The sequence below is a fragment of the Streptomyces sp. NBC_01320 genome, from assembly GCF_035974375.1.
In the GTDB taxonomy this organism is placed as follows: Bacteria; Actinomycetota; Actinomycetes; order Streptomycetales; family Streptomycetaceae; genus Streptomyces; species Streptomyces yanii.
This window is the reverse complement of record NZ_CP108390.1, coordinates 1,999,542-2,012,579: the sequence shown is the minus strand read 5'-3', so window position 1 is coordinate 2,012,579 and position 13,038 is coordinate 1,999,542. Positions and strand designations below refer to the sequence as shown.

The following is a 13,038-nucleotide window of genomic DNA, read 5'->3' as shown; positions in this document are numbered from 1 at the left end:
AGGGAAGATGTCCGAAGTTGAAGTAACGTCCGCGGGGCTGGCCGAGGTCAGCCCCGCGGGGCGGGCGGTCATCGCCTCGCTCGCTCTGTACAGGGTCTCGCTGTTCCCGATGGAGGGCCGATTCTCCGAGCTTTTTCCCGGTTCGGAGGCATTCTTCCAGCGGGCTGTGGCCGTCTCGAAGGTTCTGGCCTCGGGAGAGCCGGCCACGGACGAACTCGCAGAAGTTCTGGAGGTGTACAACGAGCTCGTCCAGCCCGATGGCGAGCACATCGAGGAACCGGACGGCCCGGGTGCCTGGGGAATGGATGTCCTGGACATCGCAGGTTACGTCCTCGAAGCGTGGGACGATCCGGATTCCAGCGCCGAAACGGTCGCGGACGCCCTGGATGCGATGCATTCCTTCGCGGACGCCCTGGAAGAGATGATCCCTGTGGTGAGGGACGGCGACGATCCGGCGGACCTCCGCGAACTGGAGATCCAGCGCCAGGTCGACGATGTCGCCGATGTCCGTGCGGTCACCGCTCGGGGCGGCATCGACGCAGCGGCCATCGACCGCCTCTACACAGCATCGCTGCCGCTCGCGCACGCCTATCGGGAGCGGATCGGCCTGCTTCCGTAGCGGGAGCGGTGAACCGGGGCGGGCAGTGGCGTAATTACGCTCCGCGATGTCCACACAGGACGAGTGGCGCATGATGACTTTAGAGGAGCTCACAAAAGGGGAGTCCGATCAGCTCGCGGCGTCCCGTGCGTGCGATCGCAAGGCGCTGGAAGGTCCTCGGACGGGGCCTCCCCTGCTCGAACGAAGCTGAGAGCTCGGGGAAGGAGCTACGAGGGCGTTTCGGTAACGCAGCGAGCGTGCGTGCCAGGCGTCGCGAGCCGGGCGCCCGATTTGTGAGGTCCTCTTACTGCCCGCCGGGGCTCGGGGCCCGCCAGTCGGACTGGCGGGCCGTTTCCGTCTGCAGGGCCCTCGGGCCCCCGTGCCGCTCCTCAGCCTGCGTCCCGCAGGCTCCACAGGTGCAGGGACTTGCCGTCCTCGGAGACCGTGTACCAGGTGCCATCCCCTGCAGAACGGGGGGCCCGGAGACGGGGAACGGGTAGGTGATCTCGCCGAGCAGGGACATCCCTCGCACATCGACGAGCCAGTGGCGGACCGTGCCGTACTCCCCGTCGCACGCGGCGCTGCCCGCGACGACGGTGTCCTCGTCCGTGAAGGCCGCCTCGAAGTCCCAGTACAGCCGGTCCTCGCCCGTGCTCCGCGGGTGCGGCGGCACGGTGCCCTGCGCGTCCAGTGTCCGCAGAACCGCGCCGCCCTCCACCTGGTGCAGGTCGAGGGACGCCTGATCGAGGGGAACGGACAGCAGGTTCCGGCCCGACGGGTTCACCGTCAGCAGGATCGTCTCGATGTCGATCTGCTCGGCAGTCAGCCGCTGCCCGTCCCACCGTCCCCAGAGCGAGGGCGATCCCTCCTCGCCCTCGCCGATGCTCAGCCCCATCTGCGCCGGGTCCGGGTGCGGGGTGTGGAACGATCCGGAGGCCACGGTCCCGGTGTCCACGCGGTCCAAGACCCTGCCGTCGGCCGCGTCCAGGACGAGCCACAGTTCCTCGTAGTCCGCCGCCTCGTCGTCGCTCAATGGTCCGCGGACGTGCGCCCAGACGAGCTTGCCGTCCGCAGAGAGGGCGATCGACCCCATCCCTCTTCTTCGGAGGGAATCCCCGCCTTCAGGCGGGGAGGGAATCCGATCCTGAACCCTGCGGCGCGGAGCGCCGCAGTTTCGCTCCGGAATGCCTCGCCCGCGGAGCCGCGCTCAGTCGGGCCGCTTCTGGTTCTCGATGTAGTCCTTGACCACGTGGAGGGGTGCGCCGCCGCATGACCCCGCGAAGTAGGAGCCGGACCAGAAGCGGCCGTGCATGATGGCCTGGTTGACGTGGCCGGTGAACTCCTCTCTTCGCAGCGTGTCAGTATCTCGTCGTTGAAGACGGTCCGCCGGTACCTGGTGACGAACACCAAATGCCCGTGGAGGTGGTGGACGACGTGACGGCCGCGCCGTACGTCGGGGTTTGGTTCCCAACGTGGTGACATGAACCAATGTTACGGTTAAGGTCGATTCGAGTCGGAGGGGTGGGCTGAATGATCCGTGCGTACAAGTTCCTCCTGCGCCCCACCGCCCGGCAGGACCAGGCCCTTCGCGAGATGCTGCGCGATCACTGCTCGCTCTACAACGGCGCGTTGCAAGAGCGTCGTGACGCCTACCGGCATGTCTCGAAGACGACGGTCCGATACGGGCAGCAGTCCGTGCAGCTCAAGGAGATCCGGGCATGCGACCCGGAGCGTCAGGGCCGCTGGTCGTTCTCCTCGCAGCAGGCCACCCTGCGCCGGCTGGACAAGGCGTTCGCCGCGTTCTTCCGGCGCATCAAGGCCGGGGACAAGCCGGGCTATCCGCGCTTTAGGGGGATCGGCCGCTTCGACACGGTGGACTTCCCCAAGGACGGTGACGGCTGCCGGTGGGACTCCACCGCGCATGACCCGGTCACCCGCGTCCGCTTTCAGGGCATCGGGCACGTCAAGGTGCACCGGCACCGGCCGGTGGTCGGCCATGTCAAGACGGTCTCGGTCAAGCGTGAGGGCAAGCGCTGGTATGTGATCCTGACGGCCGAGCGGCCCCGGCCCGAGCCGCTGCCCGCGACCGGCAGCGTGGTCGGCATCGACCTGGGCATTGCCAACTTCCTCGCCGGCTCGAACGGCGAGTTCGTGCCCAACCCGCGTCACGGGCGAAAGGCCGCAGCGAAGCTCGAAGCAGCTCAGCAGGTGCAAGCGCGGAAGCAAGCGCCGCCGCAAGGCGGTAGAGGCTGTGGCACGTCTGCACCGCAAGGTGCGGTGCCAGCGCCTCGACCACGCCCACAAGACCGCCCTCGGCCTCGTGCGGGAACACGACCTCATCGCGCACGAAGACCTCAAGATCCGCAACATGAGCAAGGCCCCCGAACCGAAGCCCGACCCCGACCGGCCGGGCCGCTTCCTGCCCAACGGGGCCGCGGCCAAGGCCGGACTCAACCGCTCGATATCGGATGCCGGATGGGGGGTGTTCCTCGCGATCCTGAATGCAAAGGCTGAGAGTGCCGGGCGGGAAGTGATCGCCGTGGACCCCCGCAACACCTCCCGGCGATGCTCCGAATGCGGGCACACCGCCAAGGAGAACCGGCCCACCCAGGAGAAGTTCCACTGCGTCGCCTGTGGCCACACCGCGCACGCGGACACAGTCGGTGCTCTCAACGTCCTACGGGCCGGGCTGGTCCGTCGCGAAGCCCAACCGGCATAGCGAGAAGCCACCCCGTTCACGGGGTGGAGGAGTCAGTACGCCCGACATGGGCAGCAGCTAAAGGGTGAAAGTCCCGACGAGAAGAGGTGAGACTAACTCGCTAGCCGAACGGCAAGGGCGTCATCGCGAGGTGGGGTCCGAAGGAAGCCGGAGGCAAAACCGGGTACCGATGTACAAGAACCGCATTTGAGGCTAGGCGTCTTGGGCAAGGTGGCTGACTGCATCGAAGCCCGTTCTCACCAAGAAAGACGCAGAGTATATGCGGCGGCGATCCGGGGAAAGTTGCTGTTCTTATTCGGGGAGGTCTGCCCGGGTGTCACCTGTAACGGTGTGTCGGCCGGGATTGTGACGACCGATGCCAGCAATGGCACTGGTTTGCCGGACAGAAGTCAGCAGAGGTCATAGTACCGAGACGGGAAGGCAGTAGGCCGACAAGGACTCGGGAAGGGCCGAACGTTTAGCGGATTGGAAGAAGGGTGTCTGCTCGCGCAGGTCACGATGACCGCCGTAAATCTGCCCCGGCAGACCCTGGGGTGACGGGGTCGGTGCATACGACCGCCCAGCCCAAGGGGCGCAGTGACCAGCCGGCGCTACACGCGGACAACAATCACCGCGAGGTCTCCCTCTGGGAGACGGTGTTCTCGAAGGAGAACCTTCTCGCGGCGCTCAGGCGCGTCGAAGCAAACCGGGGTGCCCCCGGCGTTGATGGGATGACGACGGATGAACTCCGGCCATGGATCGCCCAGAACTGGCCCAAGGTATGGGCTGAGCTCGATGCGGGGACATATAAGCCCGCTCCTGTCCGTCGGGTGACCATCCCTAAGCCGAATGGTGGGGAGCGGATGCTAGGTGTCCCACGGGTGCTGGATCGCTTGATCCAGCAGGCAATTGCGCAGGCCCTCGTGCCCGTCTTCGATCCCCACTTCTCTGGGGCGTCGTTCGGGTTCCGACCAGGGCGTTCGGCCCACCAAGCCGTAAGGGTTGGTCGCCGGGCCGTCCAGGACAGAAACCGTTGGGCCGTGGACCTGGACCTCGACAAGTTCTTCGACCGAATGAATCACGATGCGCTTATGGCGCGGGTGGCTCGCCGGGTGAGGGACAGAAAGGTCCTGAAGTTGATTCGGCGGTACCTGGAAGCCGGGATTATGAGCGACGGCGTGATGGTGAGGAACGAGGAAGGGACCCCGCAGGGTTCCCCTTTGTCCCCGTTGCTGTCGAACATCATGCTGGACGACCTTGACCGCGAACTCTTCAAACGCGGACACCGGTTCGTGAGGTACGCGGACGATGTGATGATTTTCGTCCGGTCCGAGCGAGCGGCGCAGCGGACCCTCGCCTCGGTCACGGCCTTCATTGAGAAGACCTTGAAACTGAGGGTGAATCGTGAGAAGTCGAAGGCGTGCCCCATCTGGTGGACGTCACTCCTGGGATTCGGGTACTACCTCGCCAAAGGGCAGGTGAAGATCCGGGTGGACCGGAAGGCCGTGAGACGGCTAAAGTCCACCGTTCGGCGAGTCACCTCCCGGACGTGGGGCGTATCGATGGCCCACAGGATGGACAAACTCAACCGTTTCTCGGTCGGCTGGGTGGCCTACTTCAGTCTCTCCGACAGCCTTCGGGTTTTCGAGGAGATTGATCACTGGACCCGCCGCAGGCTACGGCAGGCCCAGTGGGTGCAGTGGAAGACCAGTCAGCGCAAGAACTCCATGCTCCAGAAGCTCGGTTACGAATTTGGAGACCAGGAGCAAGGCGTTGCAGTGCAACGCAAGCGATACTGGCGGGCCTCCCACCTGAAACCACTGGAAATCGCTATGAATAAAGCCTATTGGGATGCGCAGGGCTACAAGTCGTTCAAGGGCTCGTGGTCCCGCCTGAAGCTCGCCTGAGATCAGCTGGACGAACCGCCGGATGCGGGCCCGCATGTCCGGTGGTGTGGGGGGCGGGCCGGGCAAACCGGCCCGCCTACCCGATCGTCCGCGTAGAAGTGATCCCTGTCGTCGGCGTATTCGGCGAAGGACGTGTGCATCAGGGGACAGCTGCCGTCCCAGCAGCCATGTCGCACCTCCCACCGCGTAGCGCCGGACGCCTCCACCGAGCGCACCGCGTGCACGCCGGCGAACACCGCGACATCCCGGTCCGGCGACACCGTCACTGTTCCGAATCCGCGCGGCCAGGGCGCCGGGAAGCGGACCTCGGTGGCCTGTCCCGCGCCGGGCCCGTCCAGGTCGAGGGTGACCACATCGGTGTCACCGCGCTGCGCAAGTACCCTGCGGCCAGGCCGATAGAGCACCTGCGGAGCGTCCGCCGACGCTCGGTCCAGCGGAGCGGCGACGGTGGAGACGAGACGAGGGGCCACGGTCACGAAATCCTCCGGCACGGATGACGCGAGAAGTGAGAACTTGACGCATCCACCATACGGGGGAACGCCGATGGTGCCTGGGTGGTCTCTGTACCGGGAGAGGCTCCGGGGCGGTGCGGAACAGCAACTCGGAACAGTCGTACGAATCCCGGTCGGTGGAAAACGGCACGTCGCCGTTCTTCGTCGTTTCCGGCGCCCCGGCCTCCCCGGTGCGCGGTGGGGGAGGGGGCGAAACCACGGTTCGGATGCGTTCATCGACCGTCGCGGTCTCGACCTGTCGAGGTCCAGACCGCGAGGCGTCGCTTCGAGTCAGTTCGAGGTCAGGTGACCATCACGTGGACGATGGGCGAGAGGGTCTTGCCGTGGGCCACGCGCAGTTGCTGGGCGCCCGCGTGGCTGAGCTTGACGTGCACCCTGTAGACGCCGCCCTTCTCGACGGTTGCGCGGGCGTGCAGCGGGGTCCACTTGCCACTGCTGTTGAGATGACGCACGGTGAGCTTGCTGCCGGTCTTGATGTCCGTCGTCTTCCCACTGATCACCACAGTCGAACCGGCTTTGACCGAGCTGTGGCTGGCGTGGGCGGTGATGGACGCGGTCGCCATCGGTGCCGCCGCGGCAACCGTCGCCACATGGACAGCAGGTGCGGTGGACGGGGCGGCTATCGCTACCCCGGCTCCGCCGGCGAGCATGGCCGCGCACACGGCGCCGACGGCCGCAGTCCGCATCCGGACACTCTTTCCGGTCTTCTCCGTGGCCTTCACGTTCATGAGACTTCACCTCGCACTGGGTGCGTCGCTGATGTGCCGATGCCCCCATGGTGCGAAACCGTTGGTGAGGCGAGCGTGTACACCGGATGTGAGCCCTGACATGTTCGGCGTCGAGCACCGTACGCACCCCTCAGAGCCGGGTGGCTCCTGACGCGAGCGGGATCTCCAGCCGCACCCGAGCACCGCCGCCCGGCGCGTTGTCGGCGGTGGCACTGCCGCCGTGGGCCTGCGCGATGGCACGCACAATGGCCAGGCCGAGGCCGGCCCCGCCCCCGTGCCGGCTGCGGGCGGCGTCGGCTCGCCGGAACCGTTCGAAGGCCAGCGGCAGGAACGCGCGCGGAAATCCGGGACCGTGGTCACGTACCTCGATCACGGCGCGGGCATCCATCTCCGCGCCGCGGACGGTGAGGCCGACTTCGACGTCGCTTCCGTCGGGGGCGTAGCGCAGGGCGTTGTCGAGCAGGTTGTCGACGGCCTGCCGCAGCCGGTCGGGGTCGGCCACCATGCGTACGCCCTCGTCGGCCTGCAGACGTACCCGCACCTTCCGGGGCGCCGCGCGGGACGAAGCCGCCCGCACAGCGGCGGCCAGCAGTTCGGCCGGTGCCAGCCGTTCCGGCCGCACGACGCTTCGTCCCTCGTCGGTCCTGCTCAGCATCAGCAGGTCCTCGGACAGCCGGATCAGCCGATCGGTGTCCTGAGCGGCGGCAGCGACCGCGGCGGCGAGTTCCTCCCGGGTGCGGCCGGGCTGCCCAGCCAGTTCGAGTTCGGCCCTCAGCGCGAAGCCCCGCTGGCGGGCCAGGGCGTCGGCGAGCCGGTCGAGCACGTCGTTCATGGTGGCAGCGAGGGTCGCGACCTCGTCGTGGGTGGCAGGCGTCTTCAGGCGGGCGCCGGTGTCGTGCTCGGTGATCTCCGTGAGCCGTCTGCGCATCCGGTCCACCGGGCGCAGGGCGGAGCCGGCCAGCCAGTACGCGCCGAGACCTGCGGCGACCACAGCGGGCGGGCCGCCCAGCAGCAGGGCGTTGCGGCTGTGCGTGGTCGCCGCGTCCGCGAGCCGGGTGCTGGACCCCACCACGACGACGACCGGTTTGTCGTCGTTGGAGGCCGACACGGCGAGCATCCGATACTCCTGACCCTCCACCGAGGTGGTGAACCCGACCGTGCTCCGGGTTGCCGCCCGCACCTGCTCGTCATCGGCCAGCGGACGCCTGCCCGCACCGTCGGTGAAGGCGAGCAGCCTGCCGTCGGGCGCGAGCACCTGAGCGACCCGCTCCGCTCCCGCACCGGTTCCGAGACCTCCGTCGGGATCCCGTGCGGAGGGGGGCGGCAGGGGAGGGAGCGGGCCCCTGGCCGCCAGCCGGACCACCTCGGCATCGGCCTGGGCACGCAGTGTCGCCTCCAGGGAGGCGTCAAGGCCCGCCGTCAGCCGTTGCAGGAAGAGGAATCCGGCGACCGCGATCACCAGGGCGGTACCCAGGGCGAAGACCAGTGCCAAACGCCATCGCAGGGGCATCTCGGCTCATCGCCCGTGCCCGGACCCGGCACCCGGCTCCTCCGGCCGGACGGGCGGGTACGCAGGGTTCGCCGAGGGCCCAGCGGTGTCGGGGGCCCGCAACCGGTAGCCGGCGCCGCGCACCGTCTCCAGGTGGGACCGCTCGCCCGGCCGGTCGACCTTGCGCCGCAGGTAGGCCACGTACTGGTCGACGACATTGGACACCCCGTCGCAGGGGTAGTCCCACACGTGCTCCAGAATCCGGGTACGGGTCAGCACATCGCCCGGATGCCGCAGGAACAGCTCCAGCAGGACGAACTCCTTCGGCGAGAGCTGGAGCTCGGCCTCCCCGCGCCAGACCCGTCGGCTCGCCGGGTCCATCCGCAGATCGCCCACGGTGACGAGCGCGGGCCTCGGGTGGGTACCGCGGCGGACCAGGGCCCGCAGCCGGGCGAACAGTTCGGCGAAACTGAACGGTTTGGCCAGGTAGTCGTCGGCACCGGCGTCCAGGCCGTGCACCCGTTCGCCGACGGAGCCGAGGGCGGTCAGTACCAGAACGGGGGCCCAGCACCCATCGGCCCGCAGCCGCCGGCACACCTCGAAGCCGTCGAAGCCCGGCAGCATCACATCCAGGACGATCAGGTCGTAGGGCACCTCGGCGGCCTGCCAGACAGCGTCCGGACCGTCCGCGGCCACGTCGACCGCGTACCCCTCCTCGGTCAGCCCGCGCCGCAGCAGCTCCGCCGTGCGGACCTCGTCCTCGACCACCAGCACCCGCATGCCTCCACCGTAGGAGCATCGAGGGCGCACCACATGTCGTGATGCGTCCGTCCGCATCCCCTCGGTCACCGGGGCGGCCCAGCGCATGGCGGGGCTCACCACGGGCGCTGACCCGTGTGCCCGGTTCGGCTCGTCCGCGAGCGCGTGCCGGGTGACGATCGGCTGTGACGGTGTCGCGGCGGGAACACTTGGCGGAGGACATGGAGCAGGCCGACAGGCAGGACGCCGAGGTGCTCGGTCGTCTGGAGCGCAGGCATTTCCTCGCCGTTGCCGTGGCTGGTGCGATGGCGGCCGGCTGCCGCTCCTCCGTTGCCAAGGGGCCCCGCACCGAGACGACCCCGCCCGGTTCCGGCCGGTCCACGGGGGACGGTGAGCGGACCCGCGAGGGAGACCCCGACTGGCGTATCCGTTCGGAGGGAACGCCCGAGGCCGTCCAGGGATACACCGACAGAGTCAGCGTGCTGCCGGGCGAGGATTTCGGTCTGTACGTCTCCACGACCGCGTCCGGCTTCCGGGTCTCGGCCTACCGGGTCGGCTGGTACGGGGGACAGCAGGCGCGCCTGGTGTGGCGTTCGCGCCGTATCGCCGGCTCGGTCCAGGCCCGGCCCCGGCTGCTGGAGGCGACTCGTACAGTGCGGGCCGACTGGAAGCGCACGCTCGGCGTACGCACCGACGGCTGGCCGGAGGGCGCGTACCTGCTCCGACTGGAAGCGGACAACGGCCACCAGCGCTATGTGCCGTTGATCGTCCGTTCGGCATCCGGCGCGGGCAGGACAGTGCTGATGCACGCGGCGTCGACCTGGCAGGCGTACAACGCATGGGGCGGGTACAGCCTCTATCGCGGCGAGGACGGTGCGTACGGGACACGGTCGCTCGCTGTCAGCTTCGACCGGCCCTATGACCGCAGTGGCGCCGAGAAGTTCATGGTCTACGAGAGGGCGGTGGTCGTTCTCGCGGAGCGGCTGGGAATTCCGCTCGCCTACACCACGGGGGTGGACGTCCACCGCGAACCCGGCGTGCTTCACGGCGCCAGCGCGACGCTCTCCCTGGGCCACGACGAGTACTGGAGCCCGCAGCAACGGGACCACGTGACCCGGGCGCGTGACTCCGGTACCAATGTGGCCTTCCTCGGCGCCAACGCCTGCTTCCGCCGGATCAGGCTGGAGCGGGGACCATCCGGCGACGCACGCACGGTGGTCTGTTACAAATCCGACTACCGGGCAGACCCGTACCTCACCGACCATCCGGCCTTGCCGACACATGACTTCCGACAGTCGCCCGGAGCCGACCCCGAATCCTCCCTCACCGGCGTCCTTTACGAGGGCTATCCGGTCGACGCTCCGTATGTGGTCCATGCTGACGACCACTGGCTCTTCGAGGGGACCGGGGTCAGGCGCGGAGACTCCTTCGACCATCTGGTCGGGGTGGAGTACGACCGGGTCACGCCGGGGATGCCCACCCCGGCGCCGCTTGAGGTCGTTGCGCACTCCCCTCTCTTCTACAAGGGCACGCCCAGCCATTCGGACTCCGCGTACTACACCGTGCCGAGCGGATCGGGCGTCTTCGCTTCCGGGACGATGCGATGGGTCGAGGCCCTCATGGCCGGAACTCGGGACAACGGGCGCAACCATGGAATGGACGCACGCACCGGACGGTTCGTCACCCGAGCGACGGAGAACCTGATCCGAGCGTTCGCGGAGGGCCCGTGCGGCAGGAACAGACCGAAGCCCCGGAACAATGCGAGCACGCTGTACCCGTCGCCCACACCCTGAACGGCAGTAGGCCCGGTACCGCGCTCCAGCATGTGTGTCAACAACTGCTGCGGGGCGATATGCCCGTGGTCCGGCGCGGTGTCCCGTACGAGCCCAACCCGCCGCTCGGCCGCGACGATGACATCGCCGCAGTGACCGACCTGGTGCACAGGTCCCGTATACCTTCAGCGGGCTACCTGGGCGGCGACGGTGCAGCCAAGGGCGCGTAGTCGAGAGGCGGCATCCAGGACCATGCCAACCGCCTCGTCGAGCAGCCGACGCAGGAGTCGGACCGCGTGAACCAGGGAGCGGCGCCTGCCGGGTGAGGCTGGGTTTTGGTCCGTGACCGGTCCGGAACTGCTGGTCAGGAACGGGGTGGCCATGGGAGGAACGCGGAGGTATGACGCAGTCCGGGCCCCGCTATGAGCGGGGAAAGCGAAAGGCGCCTGGCGGGCAGGAGCCCAGGTCGGGCGCCTTCCTTCGGTGTCAGAACGAGCCCGGGCTTCTGTGCCGAGTACGACATCAGGAGGTTCTTCGTCCGGTGGTACACGTGCCACATCGCCATTGAGCTGCTGCTCCTGGAGCTCCAGGACACCCCGGAGGTGCGCGAGAACAGCACGGCCTGGGGCGAGCTGCGGGCGAGTGCCGTCTTCGACCCCGTCCTGCGTGAGGACCTCGCCAGGGCGACCCTGATGTGGGTACAGGAGGTGGCCGCGCTCCTGGGCCAGGTCCACCCCATGGCGCCGGCGGCCAGGCTCGCCTCGGCCGCCGAACGGCTCACCGCTCTGCTCGAGGGCCTGAGCATGCGCTGGCTGAGCGGTGGACTCGCGATCGACCACGCACGCGCCCTCATGTCCGAGGCCATCGAGGTGGAGCTGGCCCGGCTGCGGCAGCGGTAGCGCCTGGTCGTCCGCCGGCGTGCGGTCGTGCGCGCCGCCCGGATGCCACTGCCCGCCACGCTGACGGCCGGCCTCATGACCCTGCCTCCCCCACGGGTGGCGTGCACGAGGACGAGCCACCCCTCATGGGACGGCCGCGTACTCAGGTGGCCGAAGCGTTCGTCCCAGGCGCAGGACTTCAGGCCCGGTGGCCTCCGGGACCACGCCGTCAAATCCGTCCGGGAAGGGAAGTGCACCGGCGCGTCAGGTCCCCCGCGCGCAGGGAGACCGGGCCAGGAGGACACGGGCCGAGGGTTCCTGGCGTCAACATGGCGTTCCCCAGCCTCTCGCGTTCGACGTAAAAAGGTGGAAAAGCGGGTAACCAACGCAGTGCGTACGGCATCCTCCCAGGCGTGATGAGCCTGACGGGGACACCTTTCTTCCTGGCCACGATCGCGCTGGCCGCGGTCACTGTGCTGCTTCCCCTGCTGCTGTGGTCCCGGGTACGCGGCCCCGCCCTGGTGCGCGGCGCGCTGCGGCTGATGATGGTCGTCCTCGCGCAGGCGTCGGCCGTGCTGAGCGTCTTCGTGATGGTCAACAACACCAACGGCCTGTATGACAGCTGGGCCGATCTGCTCGGCACCGGACAGCACATCGTCGCCGCGCCGGACCTCGGGCGCGACGGACTCGGGGACCACAAACGATCGGCGAACGAGCCGAAGGTTGTCCAGGATTTCAGTCCGGCGCATGACGCCCGGATGGGCCGGGGCGTCCGCGTCACCCGGCTGAGCGGTCGGGTGTCGGGGGTGCGCGGCGAGGTGTACGTGTGGCTGCCGCCCCAGTACAACCAACCGGCCTTCCGGAACCGGAGGTTCCCTGTGGTCGAGCTCCTCGGCGGATTCCCCGGATCGGCGAAGGCGTGGTTCAGCGGCTTGCGGGTGCAGTCGCAACTGGAGGCCAGGATGCGGAGCGGGGAGATCGCCCCGTTCATCCTCGTCGAGCCGCGCACCAATCTGCTGGCAGGCCAGGACACCGGGTGCGCCAACGTGCCAGGTGTCGTGGACGCCGAATCCTGGCTGAGTGTGGACGTCCGGCAGATGGTGATCGACACCTTCCGCGCGCAGAGGCGTGCGGGCGGCTGGGCGGTGGCCGGATACTCGGCCGGGGCACACTGCGCCGTGAAGATGGCGCTCGCCCACCCCGACCGGTACCGGGCGGCCGTGGGCCTCTCCGGATACAACGATCCGGCCGCCGAGCGGGTCTCCCTCACGGGCGGGGACCCGGAGCTGCGGCGGGTCAACAACCCACTGTGGATCCTGCGCCACGCCACCATCCCGCCGCGCGTCGCGCTGTACCTCTCGGGCCGACGCAACGACGGCTACCGTGACGGCCTCGCGCTGCGGCGGGCGGCAGCACCCCCGACGCGGGTGGTGGTGGTCGAGGCGCGCGGGCCGCACACCATTGCGGTGTGGAAACGCCAAGTGCCGCAGGTCTTCCGCTGGCTGACGGCCGAACTGTCGTCCCTGCGCGGGACGGGTCGCTCCCGCGAAGCGCATCTGATCGATGGGGGCGAGCCGGACCGGGACGGCCGGGTGCGACGCGTGGATCATCTGCCGTGAGGACGCGGTCGTGAGCGGTGGTCAGCTCGGTGACGCACTGTTGGTTGAACCTGCGAGCCGAGCCGGGGCACCGCTCGG

10 protein-coding genes and 3 pseudogenes are annotated in these 13,038 nt (G+C 68.7%); 7 read left to right on the top strand and 6 right to left on the bottom strand.

The genetic code is table 11. The features are described from left to right. Positions 1-7: 7 nt before the first annotated feature. On the top strand, positions 8-619 hold the full coding sequence (locus tag OG395_RS09645; RefSeq protein ID WP_327242503.1) for a hypothetical protein: 612 nt from the start codon (positions 8-10) through the stop codon (positions 617-619). Positions 620-902: 283 nt separating this feature from the next. Here the strand turns inward: OG395_RS09645 and OG395_RS09640 are convergent, their stop codons facing one another. Next, positions 903-1,691 (bottom strand): hypothetical protein, encoded by a 789-nt coding sequence (locus tag OG395_RS09640; protein WP_327242502.1) that lies wholly within the window; start codon positions 1,689-1,691, stop codon positions 903-905. Between the two features lie 114 nt (positions 1,692-1,805). Beyond that, positions 1,806-1,895: pseudogene (locus OG395_RS09635) on the bottom strand (transposase); the annotation flags it as partial. 233 nt (positions 1,896-2,128) lie between these two features. Between OG395_RS09635 and OG395_RS09630 the strand changes: the two are divergent. From OG395_RS09630 to ltrA, 3 genes and pseudogenes are all read left to right on the top strand, one after another. Next, positions 2,129-2,915, top strand: a pseudogene (locus OG395_RS09630) (RNA-guided endonuclease InsQ/TnpB family protein); the annotation flags it as partial. 51 nt (positions 2,916-2,966) lie between these two features. Beyond that, entirely contained in the window at positions 2,967-3,317 is a 351-nt protein-coding gene (locus tag OG395_RS58240; RefSeq protein ID WP_442818749.1) for an RNA-guided endonuclease InsQ/TnpB family protein, read from the top strand. 545 nt (positions 3,318-3,862) lie between these two features. Continuing rightward, positions 3,863-5,203 carry a group II intron reverse transcriptase/maturase gene (gene ltrA / locus OG395_RS09620; RefSeq protein WP_327241363.1) on the top strand — a complete coding sequence of 447 codons (1,341 nt, stop codon included), beginning with the start codon at positions 3,863-3,865 and terminating at the stop codon, positions 5,201-5,203. Positions 5,204-5,205: 2 nt separating this feature from the next. Here the strand turns inward: ltrA and OG395_RS09615 are convergent, their stop codons facing one another. The 4 genes from OG395_RS09615 to OG395_RS09600 form a co-directional block, all read right to left on the bottom strand. Beyond that, on the bottom strand, positions 5,206-5,679 hold the full coding sequence (locus OG395_RS09615; RefSeq protein WP_327242501.1) for a hypothetical protein: 474 nt from the start codon (positions 5,677-5,679) through the stop codon (positions 5,206-5,208). Positions 5,680-5,996: 317 nt separating this feature from the next. Further along, positions 5,997-6,443 (bottom strand): hypothetical protein, encoded by a 447-nt coding sequence (locus OG395_RS09610; RefSeq protein ID WP_327242500.1) that lies wholly within the window; start codon positions 6,441-6,443, stop codon positions 5,997-5,999. A 130-nt stretch (positions 6,444-6,573) separates the two neighbouring features. Continuing rightward, complete coding sequence (locus OG395_RS09605) at positions 6,574-7,953, bottom strand: sensor histidine kinase (RefSeq protein WP_327242499.1); 1,380 nt, start codon at positions 7,951-7,953, stop codon at positions 6,574-6,576. Between the two features lie 6 nt (positions 7,954-7,959). Continuing rightward, positions 7,960-8,712, bottom strand: a complete 753-nt coding sequence (locus OG395_RS09600) for a response regulator transcription factor (protein WP_327242498.1) — start codon at positions 8,710-8,712, stop codon at positions 7,960-7,962. A gap of 200 nt (positions 8,713-8,912) precedes the next feature. Between OG395_RS09600 and OG395_RS09595 the strand changes: the two genes are divergently transcribed. The 3 genes and pseudogenes from OG395_RS09595 (at position 8,913) to OG395_RS09585 (ending at position 12,960) form a co-directional block, all read left to right on the top strand. Further along, a complete protein-coding gene (locus OG395_RS09595) occupies positions 8,913-10,484 on the top strand; it encodes a N,N-dimethylformamidase beta subunit family domain-containing protein (RefSeq protein WP_327242497.1) in 1,572 nt (523 codons plus the stop codon). 545 nt (positions 10,485-11,029) lie between these two features. Then, positions 11,030-11,362 (top strand): annotated as a pseudogene (locus OG395_RS09590) (TetR family transcriptional regulator C-terminal domain-containing protein); the annotation flags it as partial. Between the two features lie 395 nt (positions 11,363-11,757). Continuing rightward, positions 11,758-12,960: an alpha/beta hydrolase gene (locus OG395_RS09585; RefSeq protein ID WP_327249295.1), complete on the top strand. Its 1,203-nt coding sequence runs from the start codon at positions 11,758-11,760 to the stop codon at positions 12,958-12,960. The last annotated feature ends 78 nt before the right edge of the window (positions 12,961-13,038 follow it).

Coding starts and splice junctions, on each gene's coding strand:
- OG395_RS09645 (WP_327242503.1), top strand. CDS start 8: ATGTCCGAAGTTGAAGTAACGTCCGCGGGGCTGGCCGAGGTCAGCCCC.
- OG395_RS09640 (WP_327242502.1), bottom strand. CDS start 1,691: ATGGGGTCGATCGCCCTCTCTGCGGACGGCAAGCTCGTCTGGGCGCAC.
- OG395_RS58240 (WP_442818749.1), top strand. CDS start 2,967: ATGAGCAAGGCCCCCGAACCGAAGCCCGACCCCGACCGGCCGGGCCGC.
- OG395_RS09610 (WP_327242500.1), bottom strand. CDS start 6,443: ATGAACGTGAAGGCCACGGAGAAGACCGGAAAGAGTGTCCGGATGCGG.
- OG395_RS09605 (WP_327242499.1), bottom strand. CDS start 7,953: ATGCCCCTGCGATGGCGTTTGGCACTGGTCTTCGCCCTGGGTACCGCC.
- OG395_RS09600 (WP_327242498.1), bottom strand. CDS start 8,712: ATGCGGGTGCTGGTGGTCGAGGACGAGGTCCGCACGGCGGAGCTGCTG.
- OG395_RS09595 (WP_327242497.1), top strand. CDS start 8,913: ATGGAGCAGGCCGACAGGCAGGACGCCGAGGTGCTCGGTCGTCTGGAG.
- OG395_RS09585 (WP_327249295.1), top strand. CDS start 11,758: ATGAGCCTGACGGGGACACCTTTCTTCCTGGCCACGATCGCGCTGGCC.